Source organism: Asticcacaulis sp. P2_C5 (genome assembly GCF_056404555.1).
Window position 1 is genome coordinate 68,886 of the sequence record NZ_JBFUDU010000001.1, and the last position, 20,895, is coordinate 89,780.

Genomic DNA, 20,895 nt, shown 5'->3' on the forward strand with positions numbered 1-20,895 from the left:
GAGGGGCAACCATGCCATCCGCAGACGCAGAACTTTGTGAATCCGCTCCGATCGCCGGCCGCAAGGTGCTGGTGCCCGAGCTCACCTTGGCGCCGCAGCCCTGCGCCACGGCGCGCAAATACACGCTGGCCGGCCAGGCTTTCGCCACCACATGGAAGGTCATCCTCCTCGCCGATCCGGGCCTGTCCGAACGCGCGCACTCTGCCCTGAGCACCCGGCTCCAGGACCAACTCAACCGCATCGATGTTGAGATGAGTCCCTACCGCAGCGATTCCGACCTGACGCGATTCAATCATGCCGCGCCCGATACCTTCGTCCCCTTGCCAGCCATGCTGCTCGAGGTCGTCCGTCATGCCCTCGACATAGCCGCCTTGAGCGAGGGCGCGTATGATCCCTGCCTGCTCGATGCCGTCGAAGCCTGGGGTTTCGGCGCCAAGGCCGTCGCCCCCGGCCTGCCGGATACGACACACCTGGCGGGCGGCGGCTGGCGCGACCTGGTCTGGCGCGCCGACGGCCTGATCCGGCCTGCCCATGCCCGTCTCGACCTCAATGCCATCGCCAAGGGATACGCTGCCGACGCCCTGTTGGGCATCGTCAAGGCGGAACCCGGTTGCGTCGCCGCCCTGGTCGAGGTCGGCGGTGAACTGACCAGCTTCGGCGTCCAGTCGGATGGCCTGCCATGGTGGGTTGAAATCGCCGGCGTCGACGCGGTTGTCGCCCTACATGAACACGCCGTTGCGACTTCGGGCGACGGTCAGCGTTTTTTCGTCCACGACGGCCGGATTCTGTCGCATACGATCGACGCCGCCACCGGCGCACCCACCCGCTCCGCCATCGCCTCGGCCACTGTGTTCGATCCCCTGTGCTGGCGCGCCGACGCCCTGGCCACCGCCCTGATGGTGATGGGCGAGGCGAGGGGTCTTGAGTTCGCGACGTGCCATGACATTGCGTGCCTGCTGCGCATCCGCGACGGTGAAACCATTCGCGAGCGCCTCAGTCCCGCCCTGGAGCGCTGGCTATGAAATTAAGCGACCTTGTGACCCACGATCCGCAAAATTGGCTGTGGGCCGCCGGCGCTGCGGCTGCCTTTATCGCGATCTGCCTGGCGTCGCTATGGCCGAAAAAGCGCCTGACGAAGACCGCTGCAACCCTGGTTCTCTATGCCTCCCAGACCGGCCAGGCCGAAGAGCTGGCCCGCGACGCCGCTAAGCGGCTCGACGCCACCTGCCTGTCCCTGCGCCAAGTTACGGTTGAGATTCTTACCTCTGCCGAGACCATCCTGTGCGTCGCCTCGACGACCGGCGAAGGCGACGCGCCCGACGACGCCGTGGCCTTCGAACGCGGCCTGATGCGCGAGAGGATTGACCTGTCCGGCAAACGCTTCGCCGTCCTGGCGCTGGGTGATCACAGGTACGACAAGTTTTGCGCCTTCGGCCTGCGATTGTTCGACTGGTTGATGGCCACGCAGGCTCACGCCCTGTCGGCCTGTATGACGGCCGACGACCTCGACGCAACCACGCTGGCGAAATGGGATGCGCTCCTGATCCAACTCGGGGCTTCTGTGACGTCGGATGCCGCCGTCTTCACACCGTGGCGCCTGACCTTGCGCGAACGTCTCAATCCGATGGGCGAAATGCCGCTTTTTCGCATTCGTCTCGTCCCGGTCAACGACCTGCCAACCTGGCAGGCGGGCGACCTCGCCGAAATTACCACGCCTGACGGTCACCGCCGGGACTACTCCCTGGCCTCCCTGCCATCCGAAGGCCATGCCGAGCTGTTTGTTCGCGCGGTGGCCAATGGCACGGGCTCCGGCCTGCTGACCCAGGGCCTGGCGCCGGGCGACACAGTGCCGCTGCGCATCAAATCTCATAGCGGTTTTCATGCTCCCGAAGGGCTTGGCCCCGTCCTGATGATCGCCGCCGGTTCCGGCCTGGCCGGCCTGCGTGCCCATATCCTGGCAGCGCCCAAGCCCGGCTGGCTGATCTATGGCGAGCGTCATCCGGTGCGTGACGGCGCCTTGTGTACCCTGGCCCTGACCTGGCCGCTGGCCCGCCTCGACCTTGCCTTTTCGCAACCCGACAGCGGCGATAAACTGTATGTCCAGGACATTGTCACCGCCCAGGCGAACGCCCTGCGCACCTACCTGGGCGAAGGCGGCGCTATTCTTGTTTGCGGCGGCCTCGCCATGGGGCAGGCGGTGGATTCGGCCCTGCGCGCAGTCCTGGGCGGTGCCTGGGTCGACGCCGCCCTGCGTGACGGACGTTATCGCCGGGACCTGTATTGACCGTTATATTAACATAGTCATGTTACGGTGTGGGCATGAGCAATGCCCCAGATCTCAAAACACAAGATTTCAAATACCAGCGCGACACCTATATCGCCTTTTCCATGGCGGCAGCGGACCTTCTGATCGAGCTCGATGCCAATGGCCGGATCGCTCATACGACCGGCGCGACCAAGGCGCTGCTGGCGGCGGACAATGTGACTCTGAAAGGCACCGATCTCGGCGGCCTGTTCCAACCGTCTGAGCGCGCTACCCTGGCCCATCTGCTGCAAAAGGCCCGCACAACGGGCCGTATCGAGCCCGCAGCCCTGTACCTGGCCCAGGGTCGTGCCAAGCCGATCCTGGTCAATGTCGGGGCCTGTTTCCTGACCAACCGCAACGTGCTGCATGTCACCGTGACCGTGTTGGCCGAATCCCTGTCGATGGGCCTGCCCAAGCGTGACGACATCACCGGCCTGCTCAACATGTGCGACTTCCAGCACATGGCCGAAAAATCGATCAATCCGACCGACGCCGATTCGGGCGCCGCCATGCTGCATGAAATGCGCCTGATCCGTATGGGCGGCCTGACCCAGGCCATGAAGGCCATGCCGGGTGACCGTTCGCGCCAACTGATGGCCGATATCGGAGGACTTCTGCGCGCCAGTTCGGTGGAATCTTCTTCCGCCGGCCAGCTCGACGCCGAAAACTTCGGCCTGATCGCCTCGGCCAGCGGCACCGAGAAGGCGGAACGCCAGTTGGTCAGTGACCTGGGACATACCCTGGAAGCGGCCGGTATCCGGCCGGGCGCCGTCCGTCCCAATGTCACCACCTTGTCAATGGACACGGGCAATCTCGATGAGGCTGGTGTCGCCAAGGCCCTGGCCTATGCCATCAGCACCTTCACGCGCAATGACGGCAAGCTGCCGCTGTCGCTGGAAGCCAGCATGCAGGCCGCCATGGCCTCGACGGTAGAGAAATACGACAGCCTGCACGCTGTCATCGCCACGGGCGCCTTCCAACTGCACTACCAGCCCGTGGTCAGCCTGAAGACGCGTGAGATCAGCCACTTCGAAGCCTTGTTGCGTTTTCCAGGCGATTCAAGCCCTTATCAGACGGTCCGCTTCTCCGAACAGATGGGTCTGATCCCGGAAATCGACGCCGCCGTCTATGGCCGCGGCATCGAGGAACTGAAACGCCAGCCCGATGCGCGCATCGCCGTCAACCTGTCGGGCCATTCCGTACAATCCGACGCCTTCTGCGATGCGCTTACGGCCACTGTGCGCAAGAATGCGGATCTGGCCGGCCGGTTGCTCTTCGAACTCACCGAAACCGCCGAAATCGAGCAGATCGACAACGCCGCCAACTTCCTCAACAATCTGCGCCGTCTCGGTTTCTCGGTCTGTCTTGACGATTTCGGCTCGGGCGCCTCGGGTTACAACTACCTGCGCCGCTTCGAAGCCGACTTTATCAAGATCGACGGCCATTTCCTGAAGATGGCGCGCGATAACAAGCGCGAACGCGCCCTGATCCGTTCCATCGCCTTGCTGTCGCGCGAACTGGGGGCACAGGTGGTCGGCGAAATGATCGAGGACGAGGCAGCGGCGAAACTGGCGGTCGACATGGGTCTCGATCTCGGCCAGGGCTACCTGTTCGGCCGACCGGAGCGCGAACTGCGCTTGCCGGAACTGGTCAATCCCGGCCGCCGCAAGGGCGTCACCGAAAGCTGGGGCTGATCCGGGGCGGGGCATGTGAAGCCTGCGCGTGTGGAACCGTTCGCAAGATTTGAAACACGAATGAACACGAATAAGCACGAATAAGACTGCTTGCTAACGCGCGCAGGCGTACCTGTTCAGCCGGTGCTACGAATTCGTATTCCGGTGCAGTGGCCCGTCATGAAGTGCGCTACGCGCGACAGCGAGCGCTTTCAGATATGCGTGACCATGAAGCTCCCGATGCGATATTTCCGCCCCTGATTCGCAGATTACCATTGCGAATGAGTTGCATTTAATAGTAAACGAGCCTCGTATATGGAGGCTGTATGACCAAGTTCTATTCATGGGCAACGATCAGCGCAGCGGCGGTGCTGGCATTGGCGGCCGGTTCGGCCGACGCCAAGCGAATATGGGTCGTGGCGTCCAGCACCCAGGTCGAAGCGATGGGGCCGGGCAAGCCGCCTGTGGTGACGATTGACGCCGCAGCGTCCGATGATGTCTTCCAGCTCGACTCCTTCGCCGCCAAGCTTGACGGCCTGGTCGTGACGGCGCCCGACGGTACGGCCGCGACCTGCGCCAATCCCTTTACCCTGACCCTGCGCAGCAGCTGCGAACTGACCCTGGCCCAGACCGGCACCTACCGCGTTACCCTGGCCAGCGATACGATCAATGCGCGCTATACCGCCGGCGGCGAGATCAAGCGCTTCCGCGGCACGGCGGCGGAAATGGCCGCCCAGGTGCCGGCCGACGCCACCGACGTTGCGACCTCGCACATGCTCAGCCGCGCCGATACCTATGTCTCCAACGGCAAGCCGACGGCGGCCTCGTGGCAACCGACGGGCAAGGGGCTCGAAATTGTCCCCATCACCGCGCCGGCCGATTTTATCGCCGGCGAAAGCGCCACCTTCCGCGCCCTGCTGGACGGCAAGCCGCTGGCCGGGCTGGCGGTTTCGGTCGTACCCGGTGGCGTGCGGTATCGCGGTGCTTTGAAAGACACCAACCTGACGACCGATGCCAGGGGTGAAGTCACTGTCACCTGGCCGCTCGGTCAGCTGTACTGGGTCGGCGCCAGCTATCCGCCGCGTCCCCCGCAGATCGAAGGTGGACCGCCAGCCGGCCCACCGCCGTTGCCCGAAGACCGTCAGTCCTATTCGGTGACGTTCGAGGTTCTGCCCTTCTGAACCGTATAACACCAGTCCTCCACCGCTTGCAGCTAGGGTATGCACATATCTGCTTGGTTTGGGTGCTGAACGACCGAAGGCCCCCACCACCCCCCTTCGCCAAAGCTGCGCTACGCTTCGCAATGTCTCGGGCGGTCCCCCGCCCCGCTCACGGGGCGGTATAAGTATTTGTTTTTCTTATACTCCCCGCCACGCGGGGGAGCGGGGCGCCCCGTGGCGTGGCGCGGCGCTCGCGCATCTTCGGCGCGTAAGCCGTGACGGTGGGGGGCCTTAGCTTACAGCGTAAAAACAGCGCGCCGGATTCAGCGTCGAAAACCCCGACATCTTACGCCCAATCTTATTGAGTTTACTTGCCTTTTTGAGATGTGTGCATCGTCTAGCAGCATACGGTGGAGGACTGCCATTTAATGGATCATACTAACTCAGTCATGGACCCCGTTAGCCGAGCTACCGCAGCATCGTCTTTTCCGTCCGGAGCATAGGAATCGGCAGGCCCAGCAAACGCGCCACCCGCTGCAGCAGTTTCTGGTCGTCGAACGGCTTGGTGACATAGTCCTGCGCGCCCAGGTCCAGGGCCTTGCGGATATCGGTCATCTGCTGGCGCGCCGTCAGCATCAGCACAGGAATGTCGCGTGTCTTTATGGCGCTCTTGAACGCCTTCAGCACCTGGAAGCCGTCACCGTCCGGCAGACCGATATCCAGAAGCACGCCCGTCGGCCGGAAGGTGTATATGGCCGCCAGTGCCTGGTCGACATTGCGCGCCACAAAGGTCAAATAGCCCGCAAGCCCCAGCCGGATGACCAGCAGGTCGGCGATATCGTAATTGTCTTCGACGATGAGCAGGCGATGTTTGTTAGGCGTTAACGGCGCGGCCATGTAGGGTCTCCGATGCAATACTTAGCCAGGCGGTCACCGCCGCCATCAGGGCCATGGGTTTTATGGGTTTTTCGACCATGTCGTTCATCCCGGCGCCCAGGCACAGCCTGCGCCGCGCATCGCCGCCCGCCGAAATCCCGACAATGGGCGTCATGGCGTTGAAGGCACAGCCCGAACGGATGCCCTGGGTGGCCAGAAGCCCGTCCATCACCGGCATGTTGACGTCCATCAGGATGAGGTCGTACGGCACTTCCAGACAGGCGCTGACGGCTTCGACGCCGTTTTTCACCGTGTCGATGCTGTAGCCCTGACCGCGCAGCAAAACCGACACAAGGTCGATTATGGCAGGCTGATCGTCGGCGACCAGAATCCGCCCCGGACGCGTAATCTCCACCACCTTCTCAGGTTCGACGGCCGGCGGTTCGATCTCGCATATCTCGACCGGAATCTCGAACCAGAACAGGGATCCCTGACCCAGCCGGCTTTCGACACCGATGCGCCCGCCCATCAGTTCGACCAACTGTTTGCAGATCATCAGGCCGAGGCCTGTCCCGCCGACACTATGGTCGACCTGCGAAAACCGCTGGAACAGCCTTTGCTGTCCTTCCGGCGAAATACCGGCGCCGGTATCGGTCACGCGCACGCGCAGCCGGTCGTCACGCAGGTCCAGCCCGATGGTCACGCTGCCGTCCTGGGTGAACTTGACCGCATTGCCGACCAGGTTGAGCAGGATCTGACGCAGCCTCACCTCGTCAAGCATCATCAGATCCGGCATGTCCTCGATGCCGTCGATCATCAGGTTCAGCCCCTTGCCGACGGCCTGGATCTCCAGCAGGTCGACGACGTCCTGGGCGATGTCGGCCACCGAACACGGCGAGGTGTCCAGTTCCAGTTGCCCGGCCTCCAGCTTGGAATGGTCGAGAATATCGTTGATCAGGGCCAGCAGCCCCTGGCCGGCGGTCCAGATGCGCTGGCTGAAACGCCTGTGCTCGTCATCATACAGCATGTCGCGCAGCAGGCTGGAGAAGCCGATAATGCTGGTCAGCGGCGTGCGCAGTTCGTGGCTCATCGTGGCCAGGAACTGCGCCTTGGCCTCCATGGCGGCATTGGCTTCCAGCGTGGCCTGGGCCAGGGCCTCCTCGGTCGCTTTCTGGTCGGTGATGTCGCGCACCACGTCCTGGAAACGCAACACATGGCCCTGGTCGTTGACGATCGCCTGGGGATGAGCCTCCAGCCACACCGGCTGGCCGTCGCGATGCAGGATGCGGTAGCGGATGTGCGGGGCATCGTCCAGCCGGACGCCGGTGACATAGGCGCGGTAGGCAGCTTCGACCTGCGGATAGTCCTCGGGCACGATGAACTCGCGGACATATTTGCCGATAAAGTGTTCGGGCGGGAAGCCCAGGACCGTCGTGACGGCCGGCGAGACATATTCGATCCGGCCATTGACATCGGCGACCGTGATAACGTCCGATGCGTTGTCGGCCAGCAGGCGAAAACGCGCCTCACTGGCTTCCAGCGCTTTTTTGGCCGCGACGAAATCGCTGATATCGTGGAAGACACCGAACAGGCCGGTTACGACGCCGCTCTCGTCGCGCTCGCACACCCCATTGGATTCGACGTAGCGCGTTTCGCCGGTATCCTGGCGTATCATGCGGACCTCAAACGAATAGTCGCCGCCGCGCGCAATGGCGGCATCGACTTCCGTCTTGACCCATTCGCGGTCGTCGGGATGGTAGAAACACATGGTCTCGCCAAGCCGCGGCACGAAGGTGTCGGGATCGCAGCCCAGTATGGCGTAGATTTCGGGCGACCAGTAGGCTTCCTTGGTGGCCAGGTTGCCGTGCCAATGTCCGACCTGGGCCAGCTTTTCAGCCATGCGCAGATAGTCGCGATACTGGGTCAGCTTCTTCTTGGCGTCGAGATAGTCGGTTTCGTATTCGCGTCGTTCCCTGGCGGGAAAGACGGCGTAATGATGCTCGGTCTCACCTTCCGGCGTGGAGACGCGGCGGACATTGACCAGTACGGGCACCCCGCGACCGTCCTGCCCGGCCAGGGTCAGGGCTACCTCATCGGCCACGCCGGTCAGGTTGATCTGCGGCATCAGCTTGGCATTGAAAATGAACTGTGACGGCCGCGTCAGGCAGCGCCCGAAGGTGCGCACGGCGGTCGACTCGGCCAAGCCCGCCAGTTCGCGGAAGAAGCTGTTGGCACGGACAATGGCGCCGTCGCCGTTACAGACAACGAGACCACAGGGCGCCAGGTCGAATCCTTGGTCCAGGGTCACGCGGCGATCCGGTCCTGATAGAGATAGTCGCAGATGGCGTTGCGCACGAGATCGGGGGCGCTGAACTGCGGATAGTGGCCGTGGGTGTCGAGGAGAACCAGGCGGCTGCCGGGAATCTGGCGATGCAGATAGTCACCGACTTCGACCGGCACGACCACGTCGTCGGCACATTGCATGATCAGGGTGGGATTGCGCACGGCGGCCAGATCGCCGCGATGGTCGCAGTTATAGACCACCTTGGCGAAATGGTGAGCGATGTCCGGATCGTTGGCGCGGAAATAGAGCTCAAGCTCACTGGCCAGTTCGGGGCGGTCGGGATTGGCCATGACGACGGGCGCCATGGTGGCCGCCCAGGCTTCGTGATTCAACTCGAGAAAGGCCAGCAGTTCGTCGATGCCCTGCTGGGTGAAGCCACCGGTATAGCCGTCGCGGTCGATATAGCAGGGCGACGCGCCCAGTAGCAGCAGGCGATCGAATAGGTCGGGACGTTTGCCGGCGGCCAGCAGGGCGATCGTGCTGCCGACGCTGTGGCCGAGGATATCGGCGCCCTTCAGGTCCAGGGATTCAACGATCTCGATCAGGTCGTCGGCATAGCCATGCAGGCTGTTGTAGCGGATGCGGTCGTAGGCAGCGCGATTGGACTTGCCCGAGCCGACATGGTCGTAGAGGACGACCTTGTGACTGTCTTCGAAATGCGGCGCAATAAAACGCCACATGGTCTGGTCACAGCCATAGCCATGCAGGAAGATCATCGGCTTTTCGCCACGACCGCGAACGGAGATGGCATTACGCTGGTAAACGGACATGACGCTACACAAATCCTTCTGGATAGTGGCCTTCTGGATAATGCGGTCAGCCTAAACGAACGCGGTTAAAAAGTGCCTTACCGCTCTGCGCTTTTCGGCCGGTGTGCGCGGAAAGGTTTTCTCTCGCTTTGCCGAGTCTTCTTATCGTTGACAGTGGAATTTTGGATCACGAAAAGCACCAAAAGCAGAAAAGCACGAATGGGAGTAGCTCATCTTACTTCGCCCGAAGGGCATTCAATCCAGTTTGTGGCACTGGGCGCGAAAGAAGGCGCTTCGCGCGGGATGTCATACTACCCTGAATATTAGTGCTTTTCTGCTTTTGGTGCTTTTCGTGATCCAAGATTCCACAGCCGAAGACGTGCCGTCACTACGTTGCGTGGTAAGGGCTTCTGTCGTACCGCCATGCAGACCGCAGAAACCCATCTCCAAAACCTCACCCCGCCTGACGCATCGCCGCCATCAGACCCGCCTGCGCCTGCTTCAACAAAATGCGCATCCGTTCGTTTTCGTCGCGCAACATGGCTTCGGCCCGGCCGTTACGCAGCACATAGGCCAGCTGATGCGACAGGACGCGCCAGTTGATCGGCTTGACGACAAACCCCGTCGCCCCCGCCGCATAGGCCTTGTCGACGGCCAGCATGTCCTCGCGCCCCGTCACCACCACGATCGGCATATGTTTCAGCCGCTCATCGGCACGGACACGGGCGATCAGTTCGAACCCGTTGAGCCGCGGCATGTCCAGGTCGACCAGCGCGATATCGATCCCGCCAAGTTGCAGCCGTTCCAGCGCCAACATCCCGTCACCCGCCGTCTCGACCTCGACGGTCGGCGTCGCCAAATGGACAGCGGCGAATTCGCGCAGGATGGGATCGTCATCGGCGACCAGGACGCGCGCCGTCTCGAAGGGCACAAAGCTGTCACTCATCGCTTCAGCACCGTGGCAGTGTCCGGCCCGACGCCCTCTGGCACCGGCACGCCCGATCCGGCGTAGCGCGTGTTGATGACCAGGATCGGACCGTTGCTCAGGGTCAGTTTCTTGGCGACGATGACGCTCCAGTCCGAATCCTGCGCTACATTGCCCTTGGCCGTAACGTTTAAGGTGGCATTGGGGATATAGATGGTGCCCAAAAGCTTCGACACATTGGTCGAGGAGATGTTGAACGTTTTCGTATTGGTCCGTGTCGTGGCGATCAGGAAGCCGGCGAACGGTCCCGACTTGCGTGCCGTCAGCCGTACATTGGCCTTGTCGGCAAAGTTGAAGATCTGCAATGGCCCAAAGATCAGCGCCACATCGTCGCCATCCAGGGTCGAGGTCTGAGTCATGATCAGCCCGCCGATGAAATAGTGATCGCCCGGCAGCAGATGTACCCGCGTACCGCCGACGGCCAGGATGGGCAAGCAATGTACGCCTGGGGCCACCGTTGTGTCGCTGAGCAACGGCGTGACGGCGATATTGAGGCTCAGATTGCACAGGGTGGTCGGATTGAGATTCATATCGGCGAACGGGTCGGGGATGTTCAGTGCGCCGCCATTGCCCGCAGGACTGGTCGATCCCGTCACCTTGCCGCTGGCCTGGATACGCGTCGCGGTGATCATCGACGAAGAGCCGACCGTGATGTCGTTATTGGCATGGATCAGGCAACCCGGCGCACGTATGGTCGAGCCGGTCGCCAGATCGATACTGCCGGAATCTGTTTGCAAGACGCACAACGGCGTCTTTTGCAACGCCTCGGCCATGGCGCTGGCGTGCAGAGTCTTGTCGCCGAGAAAGCCCGTAATGGTGGCGTGCTCGCTTGTGCCATCGACGGTCAGGGTACCGTTCGCCCTGTCGACCGTCACGGAAAAGCTGGCGGCATGACCGTTCATATTGTCGGTGGCGGAGCGTATGGCCGCGGTGCGCGCATCCTGTTCCGGATTGGCCAGCGCGACCGATAGCCGTCCCGCACCGGCCAGCGCTCCGGCGTCGACAGCGGCCTGCAGGCGGCTCTTGTCGCCCGACATGTCGCCCATTTCGAGCGCGCCGACGATGGCGATCATCAGCGGTACGGCGCAGATGGCGAAGATCGTCGCTGTTTGTCCGCTTTCACATCTCACGATGGCGCGGTCAGTTAGCCCAATCCCTTTTCGCCCAATCCCTTGTGGCCAAACCATACGCGCATTTCCTGCCTCCTTTTGAAATAGCAGGCAGTTTTTAACATTTACTTATTAGCCTTGATTCGGACTCTGAAGGTGATCCCTTGCTCGTAACGACACTTTATCGCGACGGCCGCGCACGAATTCACGGCCCGACCGTATGAGCCGGTCCGCGCCTTCCATTCGCCGCCGGCTCAATGTGCTGGTCCTGGGCTCGGTCCTGTTCACCACCCTGCCGGTGGCCGGCCTGTTCGCCTGGTCGGAGACGACCCGCCACGCCCAGGCGCGCTGGACCCAGATGAAAACCGCCGCAGATGTCCTGGCCGGCAGTTCTGTCGACGCCGTCGTTGCCGACGATCCCACCCGCGCCTTTGCCGCTATCCGCGCCGTCTCGCGTACGCCCGGCATCATCTATGCCCGGGTCGAGACTTTCGTACTCGACGGCAATGCCCACCTGCTGGCCGAGAATGGCACGGGATCGCGCCTGCGCAACGATGTGCGTCTCAGTGCCGAAACACCCAACCCGTCGGTCTTCGCCCTGGTCATGACCCAGAGCATCGAGGTGGCAGCACCCATCACCTATGACGGCCGTCGCATCGGCCAGGTCGTCGTCGTCCATAAGGCGAAAGGCATTGCCGCCGACCTGCTGCGCTCCATCGGCGCCATCTTTGGCATCGCCGCCGGCGCCCTGGCCCTGGCCCTTATCGCGGCGCGCCGTTTGCAGACCGCGATGACCGAGCCCCTGACCCAGCTGACCGCTTCGGTCGCCGCTATCTCGGCCAAATCCGACTTCTCGCAGCGCGTCACGGTGCGCAGCCGCGACGAGGTCGGCCGCCTGGTCGAAGGCGTCAACACCATGCTGGATGCCATCGGCCAGCGCGACGCCACGATCCAGGCCCAGGTGAGGGGGCTGGAATCCGAAGTCGCCGCCCGCACGGCCGACTATATCCAGGCGCGTGACGAAGCCCAGGACGCCAACGCCGCCAAGTCCGATTTCCTGGCAACCATGAGCCATGAGATTCGCACGCCGATGAACGGCGTCATGGTCATGGCCGAGTTGCTGGCCGCCGAAACCCTGCCGGCCAAGGCGCGCCGCCATGCCCAGACCATCGTCAAGTCCGGCCGTTCGCTGCTGGCTGTCATCAACGACATTCTCGATTTTTCCAAGATCGAGGCCGGCAAGCTGGAGGTCGAACAGGTCGATGTCGACATACTGGACCTGACCGACGATATCATCGCCCTGTTCCAGGCCAAGGCCCGCGAAAAAGGCCTGGAGCTGGTGGTCGCTGCGCATCCCCTGGCCCCGCGCATCGTTGTTGCCGATCCGGTCCGTCTGGGTCAGGTCCTGTCGAACCTGATTTCCAACGCGCTGAAATTCACCGAAAAGGGCTTTGTCGTTGTCCAGATCGAGCCGGGCGATCTTAACGCGGCCGAACATTCCTGGAAGCTGTCGGTCCGCGATTCCGGCATCGGTATTGCCGCCGACAAGCTGCCCGGCATCTTCGCCGCCTTCACCCAGGAAGACCAGACCACGACCCGGCGCTTCGGTGGCACCGGCCTCGGCCTCTCCATCGCCAAGCGCCTGGTCGAAGCCATGGGGGGCGCCATAACCGTCGCCAGCCAGCCGGGCAGGGGCACGCGCTTCCAGGCTGTCCTGCCGGCCGGCAACAATCCCGCAACCTGCGCACCGCCGCGCCTCGCAGAGCCCGTGCCGGTGGCTTTGCGCGTGGCCGGCCAGTATACCCGCGCCGCCCTGGCCCGCCGCCTCGAGGCCGCGGGCATAGTCCTCACCGAAGACGGGCCGAGGGCCGTCATTGCCGACAGTGCGCATCGTGACAGCGGCGATGTGGCGCCCATCCGCCTTATCCTGCTGGCCGACCCCGACGACAACCAGGCCGAGGCCCTGGTCCGTCAGGGTCGTGCGGCCTGCATCTTGTCCGCCCCTGTCCGCCACCGCGATCTCGACAGCCTGATCGAGCGTCTGCGCGACAGCCAGCCCCTGGCTATCGACGATGCCGATACACCGGTCCATGGCATTGCCGTCCATTACAGCGCCGCCCGCGTGCTGGTCGTCGACGACGCCGAGGTCAACCGGGAGGTTGCTGTCGAGGCCCTGTCGCGCTTCGGCATCACCGCCGACACGGCCAATGACGGCGCCGAGGCGCTGGAGCGCCTCGACCATGAAGATTACGACCTGGTGCTGATGGACGGCTCCATGCCGGTCATGGACGGCTTCGAAGCCACCCGCCGCCTGCGGATTCGTGAAGCGACCTCCAGCGCCGACGCTACACCCGTTATCGCGCTAACCGCCCACGTGGTCGGTCACGCCGCCAACCTGTGGCGCGAGGCCGGCATGGACGGCGTCCTGCACAAACCCTTCACGCTGAAGGACCTCGGCGAAATCCTGCACCAATGGTTGCCGGCCGCCCTGGCCGCCGAAGCGCTCGACGACATGCGCGGGTCAGATCACGGCCACGACCAGGCCCATGACCCGGATAACCTCCAGCCACTGGTGACGGTTGACGAAGCCCTGTTTGACGCCGAGGTTGCCGGCCCCCTGTTCGACGGCCTGGGCACCGAGCGCGACGCCTTCGTCCGCCGCATCATAGGTCTTTACCGCAGCCACGCCCCCGACTGCGTGACCCAGATGATGGCGGCGCGTAGCGAAGGCGATGACGAGGCGGTCGCCCGTGCCGCCCACGCCCTGAAGTCCATGAGCCTGAATCTCGGCGCGCGCGCGGTCTCAGAAGCCACCGCCGCCATCGAACGCGCCGTGCGCGAAACCGGACGCAAGATCTCGGCGGACGAGGTTGCCAATACCCGGGCCCTGCTGGAAGCGACCCTGGTCCGGCTCGACGACCTGACCGAAGGCGGCGCGCGCATCACCATGGTGCTTCAAGACCCGGAAGCGATCATGCTGCGCGAATTGAAGGAGGCGGTGGCCGCCGGCGCCTTCGAAATGAAGTACCAGCCCATCTTCGACCGCAACGGTCTGGTCGCCATATCGGCCGAGGCCCTGGTGCGCTGGAACCGCAGCGACGGCCTCCATATAGGCCCGGATGTCTTCATTCCCCTGGCCGAGCGCAGCGGCCTGATCTGCGAAATAGGCGCCATTGCCCGCCGCAAGGTGCTGGGCGAAGCCGCCGGCTGGGGCGCCATTCCCGTGGCCATCAATGTCTCGCCGCTGGAGCTCAACCAGCCCGACTTTGTTGTCGACCTGAAACGCCTGCTGGCGGAGACAGGCTACGACCCGTCGCGCCTGGTGCTGGAAGTGACCGAAACAGCCTTCCTGGCGGAACCCGATCGCGTGCGCCTCATCTTCAGCGAGTTGCACGACCTGGGTATCAAGCTGGCGCTCGATGACTTCGGCGTCGGTTATTCGTCGCTGACGGCGCTGCATCGCTTCCCGTTCGACAAGATCAAGATCGACGCCGAATTCGTCCAGGCGCTCGACGGCGAAAGACGCACGGCCCTCGAAGCCCTGGCCATTATCCAGGCGGTGACGGGTATCGGACGGGCGTTTGGCATGCAGGTGGTGGCCGAGGGCATTGAGACGGCGTCGCAGCACGCCCACCTGAAGGCCGCCGGTGTTCACGCCATGCAGGGCTGGCTGTTCGGCAAGCCGATGTCGGCGGCGGGCTTCGGCGCCCTGCTCACCGTCGCCCATGACCAGCGCCTGGCGGGCTGATCCGGCGTTCGTTCAATCGCGCACGCAGTAACACGTTCGGCAAACAGACGTTCTTCGTTTGCCACCGCAGCTGGCCGGTCACAATGGACTCGACCAAAGCACCGTTTCCCGACCCTGTTTCGGACTCCCTCAGCGCGATTAAGACATCGGTCTGAAAGAGCACATTGTTGAAGATGCAAGCTTTGCAAGGCCGAGTTCATCAGGGGGTGGACCCTGGAAATCTTTTGAAGCTGTTGAGTTCGCAACCCTCGGGGCGGTACTATTCTTTTGGCCTCACACGTAGAGGACGCTAGCGTCAGGTGCGGGTCCCTTTGCGCGCTCGGCAAAGCCTTCGTAAAAGAATGGTATATTGTCACCAACGTCACCTGTCAGGCGGCCCGCAACTTTCGGCCAAGTCAGCATCCCCACATGCTTGTCGATGTCGCCTATAATCAGGATGGGCGCCTTCTGGTCTGGGTGCCAGACATAGCTACCTCCAAAGGCGCTTCTTCCGACTTCGAGGATATAACAGCCGAATAGCTCCACTATCCGCTGTCGTTGATCTACGTCATAGGCGCCAAATCGGCCGACAAGGTCCGTCAAAATGTCTTCGACCAGAATGAGGCTATTCTCGCTAAGGTCCAGCTGGCGCCCGACGTCGGGGCCCATAAAGCCGTGCAGGTCCTTGACGCTGTCTGCAATATATTCTGCTAGCGATGTCATATTTCCCCCTTTACGTCGATTGTCACGAAAGAAGATATACTCGTAATTTACTGACGCCAAGAGCTCTACGTCTACGCAGTGGACGCCATCCCGTGCATTTGGACGCTTTCTGACGGTTTACGGGCAGACACGGCACACGGTCAGCGCAACTCCTCCCTTGACAGCGCTGTCCGCCTCTCCCTATTCAGGCTGCCAACGAAAAGGTTGAGGAACGTCCATGCTGACTCGCCACGAACTGGGAGAAGCCGAAGCCCGCCTGGCGATCGACGCCTGCGTCGCCGAATTGAAGCGCCGTGGCAAGGCCGGCGTCGTCGCGGTGGGCGACTCGCACGGCGAACTGATCGCGCTCTGGCGCACCGACGGCTGTGCCCTGCCTCCCATCGTCATCGCCCAGAACAAGGTCTATACGGCGGCCCGCGTGCGCGGCAAAAGCGGCGATCTCGGCCGGTCTGCCCAGGAAGACGGTTCCGACGTCCACTATCACGGCGATGCGCGCTATGTCGGCTGGGACGGCGGTTTACCGGTGATCCACAATGGCGAATGCCTGGGCGCCGTCGCCGTCAGCGGCCTGACCGGCGTCGAGGACGTCGAGATCGCCGCACTCGGCGTCACCGCCATCCTTTCCAGTCTCGTATAAATCAATTTTCTTCTCCCGCCCCCTTTAGGGGAGGGGGGACCACCCGAAGGGTGGTGGGAGGGGGTAAACCGGCCTCTCCGCCACGCCAAATCCAAAGGGCTCATCTCATGGCATTTCCCGTTCCCTATACCGCCGCCCCGAACCGCTATGACGCCATGCCCTACCGCCGTTGCGGCCGGTCGGGCCTGAAGCTGCCGGCGATCACGCTCGGCCTATGGCAAAATTTCGGCGGCGACGATGTCTTCGAGACCGGCCGCGCCATGCTGCGTTACGCCTTCGACCACGGCGTCACCCATTTCGACCTGGCCAACAATTACGGCCCGCCCTACGGCTCGGCGGAAGAGAACTTCGGCAAGGTCCTGGCGACCGATTTCAGGACTCACCGCGACGAACTGGTCATCTCGACCAAGGCCGGCTGGGACATGTGGCCCGGGCCCTATGGCGATGTCGGCGGCTCGCGCAAATACCTGATCGCCTCGTGTGACCAGAGCCTGAAGCGCATGGGGCTCGACTATGTCGATATCTTCTATTCGCACCGCGTCGACCCGGAAACACCGCTGGAAGAGACCATGGGCGCCCTGGTCACCCTGCACCGCCAGGGCAAGGCCCTGTATGTCGGCATCTCATCCTATTCGCCGGAACTGACGCGCAAGGCCGCCGCCATCCTGAAATCGGAAGGTGTACCGCTGCTGATCCACCAGCCGTCCTATTCCATGCTCAACCGCTGGATCGAGGCTGACCTGCTCGATACTCTGGCCGAGATCGGCACGGGCTGCATCGCCTTTTCGGCCCTGGCGCAAGGCCTGCTCAGCAAAAAGTACCTGAATGGCGTGCCGGCCGACGCCCGCGCCGCCAGGGAGGGTTCGTTCAACCAGCGCCTGCTGACCGACGACAATATCCGCCGCATCCGGGCGCTGAATGCCATTGCCGAAGGCCGCGGCCAGACCCTGTCGCAGATGGCGATCGCCTGGGTCCTGCGCGACCCTCGCGTCACCTCGGCCCTGATCGGCGCCCGTACGGTGGCGCAACTGGCCGACTCCCTGGGTTCACTGGACAATCTCGCCTTCAGCGACGCCGAACTGGCCGATATCGACACCTATGCCACCGACGGCGGCATCGATCTCTGGGCGGTTTCGTCGACATTATAAGCCTAAAGTCGCTACGCCCTCCGCCCGAATATCCCACGCAGAGCTCCGATCATGCCGGGCGGATTAGCGGCGTACCGCTCCGGCAAGGCGCGAGTAAGTGCAAACTGCTCGAAACCGTCGATGGTCTCGGTTCCGCGATAGCTGCACCCCAGCGAGCGCGACAAGGGGACGATCTCTTTCAGCACGGCCTGGAAGTCGCCGTCGATCGGCACGTCCTTGATCATGCGCAGTTCGCTGAGATAGGTCTCAAGGCTGAGAAAGCGGAAGCCGCGCTGCTCCAGTCCCGACCTGAGCCGCGCCAATGACGGCGCGGCGCCCCAAAACTCAAATCGGGTGGGTTGCACCCGGGCAAGCGCGGGCACCGTCAGTCCAAGGTCGCCAATCGCTTCCCGAGGCAGTAGGGTCCCTGCCACTTCGGCGAGGCTATGACAGGCGATCGTCAACGGAAAATCGCACCGCTGCGCAACTACCTGGACCAGGCGTTCGAAGCTATCCGCGTCTTCGGTCACGAAGTAGAAATCACGCCGGCAGTCGCCGTGTTGTTCGGCCAGATAACAGGCCGGTACGGCGCCGGCTTCCACGGCCTCGACGATGCGTTCCAGAAACCGGTAGTTCCGGCGCGAGCCCGCCGGCGTTAGCAGGCCGTCTTGCTTCATCAGTTCGTCCTGGCGTGACTCAGGCTTGAGCTGTACGACCGGCAACGCAGATGCAGCCTTGAGCAAGGCGAAATTAATCCGTGTGCTGATAAATAGGTCGCTGCGGCCGTCGCGATACCGCACCAGGCTGCGCCAGGGGTCACCCTTGCGGATCAGCTCTTCCGTCACCTCATCTGTGACGTCCTCGCCGCGCACATCGAACAGGTTCAAGCGTGTCATGATGCTGGCAGGCTATCGGCAATTCTTTAACGCTGCCTCAACGCCGCTGCACTTGGCATTCTAGGATTCACCCATCTACAAGCGTTTGAAAAGAAAGATTTTGTGCCCACAGATTTACACAGATTAGCACAGATTTCCGTATCTGAATTGTCTGTTCGCGTAGCCATTTTTATCTGCAGGAAAGCCACTGCCGCGGCAATATAAACCATTGAAAATCTGTGATAATCTGTGAAAATCTGTGGGCAAATCTATCGAAAACGTAACCGCTAAAAAGACGGTCTGGGGCGTGTTTTCGGAATCCATTCGCAAGGCTTCTCCTTGGGATGCGTCATTATGATAGGTCCTTGGCCCGGGGGCTTTGGCTGGACGGTGACGCCTGGCAAGCTGGAGAAAAAAAGGCCGCTCCCTCCGTGGGGAGGAAGCGGCCCAGGTGTAAGCGCGTCTGCGGGGAGCAGCAGCACTCTTGGGGAAGTGTTAAAACGGCGCGGCCTCAGGCCAACCGATAAAGAACTGTTTGTGGACATCGGCGATTGCGAGGCCGCCTTGCCAGGTAATGCCGGGGTCGTCGTGCCGCGCGCCTGGCCCGGTCGAGCCTACCTCGTAAAAGCGTGAATCCCTGGGCAGGAAGACCGCCGTCTTGGTGCCGTCGCGCGCTGTGCCGTTCATGCTGGTCCAATGATCCCGGGCGATATGCGCGTCCATGAAACAGTCGATGAACGAGGCCTGGCCCACCGCGTTGGGATCGGCATAGCGACCGTCCGGAAAGGTCGTTGTCGGATGCCACGGGCGGCCCAGGGCCACCGAACCGTCCGGCACACCGGCCTCGCGCGTCAGGCGCGACCGGTAGACGACGATGCCGATCGGCTGCGCTATTTGTGTCGACGGTGCGACGACAAACGACTGGAAGTCTCCGGCCGCAAAGGTCGCCGACCGGCGCCGGCTTTCCACCGTGCTGTCCTCGATCAGCACCTGCCCGTTGCCGAAGATAAAATCGACATTGCCGGAAATATGGCTGTTGCGGATAAATACCCGCTTGCCATTGGCGAACAAGGTGTCCTGATAGCCCAGCAAGGCCGCCTGTTGTACCATCACGCGATCGCTGTGGATGTCGAGCAATAGCGCCACACCCTGGGAATTGGAGATCTTGCGCGCATCGCCGTCCGGAAGTGCGTCATTGGTCAGAAAATCATAGGTATTTTCCACCGTCAGACCCTCGACCGTCACCTGATCGGCATCGATCGTCAGGGTTGCCGAGCCAGGCGTCCCCCATCTGTTGCGATGGTAAACCCCTGCCGTCTGCGCCACCGCGTCGAAATACAGCCGCGTCCGCTCGGTCCCGTCGCCGCGTAATCGCGTCTTCGCCCGGGCAACCGCCACCTTTTCATAATATTGCCCGGCCTCGATATCGACCGTGACCCAATGATCGCCGATATCGTGCGTCGCGGCATCGACCGCGGCCTGCACGGTCGCATAACACCTTGCCAGCTCGCCACACTGCCGCTTGACGGCGTAATGGTCCGACGCCGCCACGGGAATCGTCGCGCATCCCGCAAGCCCCATGGCAAGGGCAATCGAGATTATGGATGCCAAGCGGTTCATCTCGGTTTGCCTGCCTTCATAAATCTATCGACCCGGTCGACGATCTGGCTGAGATACGGCTCGAACAGCCAGATATCGTGCGGTGCGTTGTAGAACGCAAAATACTGGTTGCGCACACCAAACCCGTTCAGGGCTGTCGCCACCTCTTCCCGGCCCGCCGTAAAACGCAGGTTGCCGCTGCTGATGATCATGGTCGCCGGCGCCCGCGCAGTGACGTGACTGGCCGCACTGGCTTCGCGCCACCGCTCCGGCGCCTGCTCCATCGATCCGCCCAGCCAAACCGCCGCCGGCGAAGCACTTCCGGCGGCATTTTCGTACTGCAGCGCCAGGGGTGTGGTAAAATCCAGCACACCATCGAGATCGATCAGCGCGCTCACTGAGGTATCGTCCGAAGCCCTGGACTTGAACAGGTCGCTGTCCGCCGTATAGGCCACCAGCGCCGCCATCTGGCCGCCCGACGAACCGCCCCCCAGGGCGAGGGCGTCCGGCGCTATGCCGAAGGCGTCGGCATGCGCCTTTGTCCACACGATCGCGTCGTTGATATCGATCAGCCCCGCCGGGTATCCCGCCTCGGGCGACAGGCGATATTCCGGCAGGAAAACCGCATAGCCGCGCTGCGCCAGCAGATTGGCGATGGCGTAAAAGTGCGACTTGCTGCCCGACCGCCACGCCCCGCCATGCACCAGCAGAATGCCCTGCTTCAGGTTTCGCTGCGCCGGGGGCAAAAAGACGTCGATATGCAGGTCGCGGCCCGCCGTCTTGTAGACCCTGTCGAACAGGACCTGCTGGCCGCTTTCGAAGGTCGATACGGGCCAGCTCAGCTCCGGATAGGTGCTCTTGTAGCCCTCGTAGCGCTGCGCAATGGTATAGCTGTCGTCGACCGGCCGGAAGCTGTCCGCCTGCGCTGCGCCCGCTATGGCCATCATTGCTATGAATAGTCTTTTCACGAGCGCTCCCTTTCCAGCAAAAAGCAAGGCCGCCGGTC

16 protein-coding genes are annotated in these 20,895 nt (G+C 62.7%); 7 read left to right on the forward strand and 9 right to left on the reverse strand.

The annotated features are described in order from the left end of the window. Positions 1-11 precede the first annotated feature (11 nt). From AC1DXO_RS00240 to AC1DXO_RS00255, 4 genes are all read left to right on the forward strand, one after another. Positions 12-1,022 (forward strand): FAD:protein FMN transferase, encoded by a 1,011-nt coding sequence (locus tag AC1DXO_RS00240; RefSeq protein ID WP_476976064.1) that lies wholly within the window; start codon positions 12-14, stop codon positions 1,020-1,022. Continuing rightward, positions 1,019-2,284: an NADPH cytochrome P450 oxidoreductase family protein gene (locus tag AC1DXO_RS00245; RefSeq protein WP_476976065.1), complete on the forward strand. Its 1,266-nt coding sequence runs from the start codon at positions 1,019-1,021 to the stop codon at positions 2,282-2,284. Before AC1DXO_RS00240 ends, AC1DXO_RS00245 begins: the two co-directional genes overlap by 4 nt. 35 nt (positions 2,285-2,319) lie before the next feature. Continuing rightward, positions 2,320-3,999 (forward strand): EAL domain-containing protein, encoded by a 1,680-nt coding sequence (locus AC1DXO_RS00250; RefSeq protein WP_476976066.1) that lies wholly within the window; start codon positions 2,320-2,322, stop codon positions 3,997-3,999. A 305-nt stretch (positions 4,000-4,304) separates the two neighbouring features. Further along, positions 4,305-5,159, forward strand: coding sequence for a DUF4198 domain-containing protein (locus AC1DXO_RS00255; RefSeq protein ID WP_476976067.1), 855 nt, complete (start codon positions 4,305-4,307; stop codon positions 5,157-5,159). 447 nt (positions 5,160-5,606) lie between these two features. Here AC1DXO_RS00255 and AC1DXO_RS00260 read toward each other — a convergent pair whose 3' ends face one another. The 5 genes from AC1DXO_RS00260 to AC1DXO_RS00280 all read right to left on the reverse strand — a co-directional run bounded on the left by AC1DXO_RS00260 (position 5,607) and on the right by AC1DXO_RS00280 (position 11,279). Then, complete coding sequence (locus AC1DXO_RS00260) at positions 5,607-6,035, reverse strand: response regulator transcription factor (RefSeq protein ID WP_476976068.1); 429 nt, start codon at positions 6,033-6,035, stop codon at positions 5,607-5,609. Beyond that, positions 6,013-8,322, reverse strand: a complete 2,310-nt coding sequence (locus AC1DXO_RS00265; protein WP_476976069.1) for a PAS domain-containing hybrid sensor histidine kinase/response regulator — start codon at positions 8,320-8,322, stop codon at positions 6,013-6,015. The genes AC1DXO_RS00260 and AC1DXO_RS00265 overlap by 23 nt, the downstream gene beginning before the upstream one ends. After that, positions 8,319-9,128 (reverse strand): alpha/beta fold hydrolase, encoded by an 810-nt coding sequence (locus AC1DXO_RS00270; RefSeq protein WP_476976070.1) that lies wholly within the window; start codon positions 9,126-9,128, stop codon positions 8,319-8,321. The genes AC1DXO_RS00265 and AC1DXO_RS00270 overlap by 4 nt, the downstream gene beginning before the upstream one ends. A 433-nt stretch (positions 9,129-9,561) precedes the next feature. Beyond that, positions 9,562-10,053: a response regulator gene (locus AC1DXO_RS00275; protein ID WP_476976071.1), complete on the reverse strand. Its 492-nt coding sequence runs from the start codon at positions 10,051-10,053 to the stop codon at positions 9,562-9,564. After that, entirely contained in the window at positions 10,050-11,279 is a 1,230-nt protein-coding gene (locus tag AC1DXO_RS00280; protein WP_476976072.1) for a TadE/TadG family type IV pilus assembly protein, read from the reverse strand. The genes AC1DXO_RS00275 and AC1DXO_RS00280 overlap by 4 nt, the downstream gene beginning before the upstream one ends. A 142-nt stretch (positions 11,280-11,421) precedes the next feature. Between AC1DXO_RS00280 and AC1DXO_RS00285 the strand changes: the two genes are divergently transcribed. Continuing rightward, entirely contained in the window at positions 11,422-14,949 is a 3,528-nt protein-coding gene (locus AC1DXO_RS00285) for an EAL domain-containing protein (RefSeq protein ID WP_476976073.1), read from the forward strand. A 273-nt stretch (positions 14,950-15,222) separates the two neighbouring features. On the opposite strand, the gene AC1DXO_RS00290 is transcribed toward AC1DXO_RS00285, so the two are convergent. Further along, positions 15,223-15,651 carry a hypothetical protein gene (locus AC1DXO_RS00290; protein ID WP_476976074.1) on the reverse strand — a complete coding sequence of 143 codons (429 nt, stop codon included), beginning with the start codon at positions 15,649-15,651 and terminating at the stop codon, positions 15,223-15,225. A 217-nt stretch (positions 15,652-15,868) separates the two neighbouring features. Between AC1DXO_RS00290 and AC1DXO_RS00295 the strand changes: the two genes are divergently transcribed. Further along, positions 15,869-16,288 (forward strand): GlcG/HbpS family heme-binding protein, encoded by a 420-nt coding sequence (locus AC1DXO_RS00295; protein WP_476976075.1) that lies wholly within the window; start codon positions 15,869-15,871, stop codon positions 16,286-16,288. Positions 16,289-16,395: 107 nt separating this feature from the next. After that, positions 16,396-17,436 (forward strand): L-glyceraldehyde 3-phosphate reductase, encoded by a 1,041-nt coding sequence (gene mgrA, locus AC1DXO_RS00300; protein ID WP_476976076.1) that lies wholly within the window; start codon positions 16,396-16,398, stop codon positions 17,434-17,436. An 11-nt stretch (positions 17,437-17,447) separates the two neighbouring features. On the opposite strand, the gene AC1DXO_RS00305 is transcribed toward mgrA, so the two are convergent. From AC1DXO_RS00305 to AC1DXO_RS00315, 3 genes are all read right to left on the reverse strand, one after another. Further along, positions 17,448-18,311, reverse strand: a complete 864-nt coding sequence (locus AC1DXO_RS00305; protein ID WP_476976077.1) for a hypothetical protein — start codon at positions 18,309-18,311, stop codon at positions 17,448-17,450. Between the two features lie 474 nt (positions 18,312-18,785). Beyond that, positions 18,786-19,910 carry a pectinesterase family protein gene (locus tag AC1DXO_RS00310; RefSeq protein ID WP_476976078.1) on the reverse strand — a complete coding sequence of 375 codons (1,125 nt, stop codon included), beginning with the start codon at positions 19,908-19,910 and terminating at the stop codon, positions 18,786-18,788. After that, positions 19,907-20,857, reverse strand: coding sequence for an alpha/beta hydrolase fold domain-containing protein (locus AC1DXO_RS00315; RefSeq protein ID WP_476976079.1), 951 nt, complete (start codon positions 20,855-20,857; stop codon positions 19,907-19,909). Before AC1DXO_RS00315 ends, AC1DXO_RS00310 begins: the two co-directional genes overlap by 4 nt. Positions 20,858-20,895 lie beyond the last annotated feature (38 nt).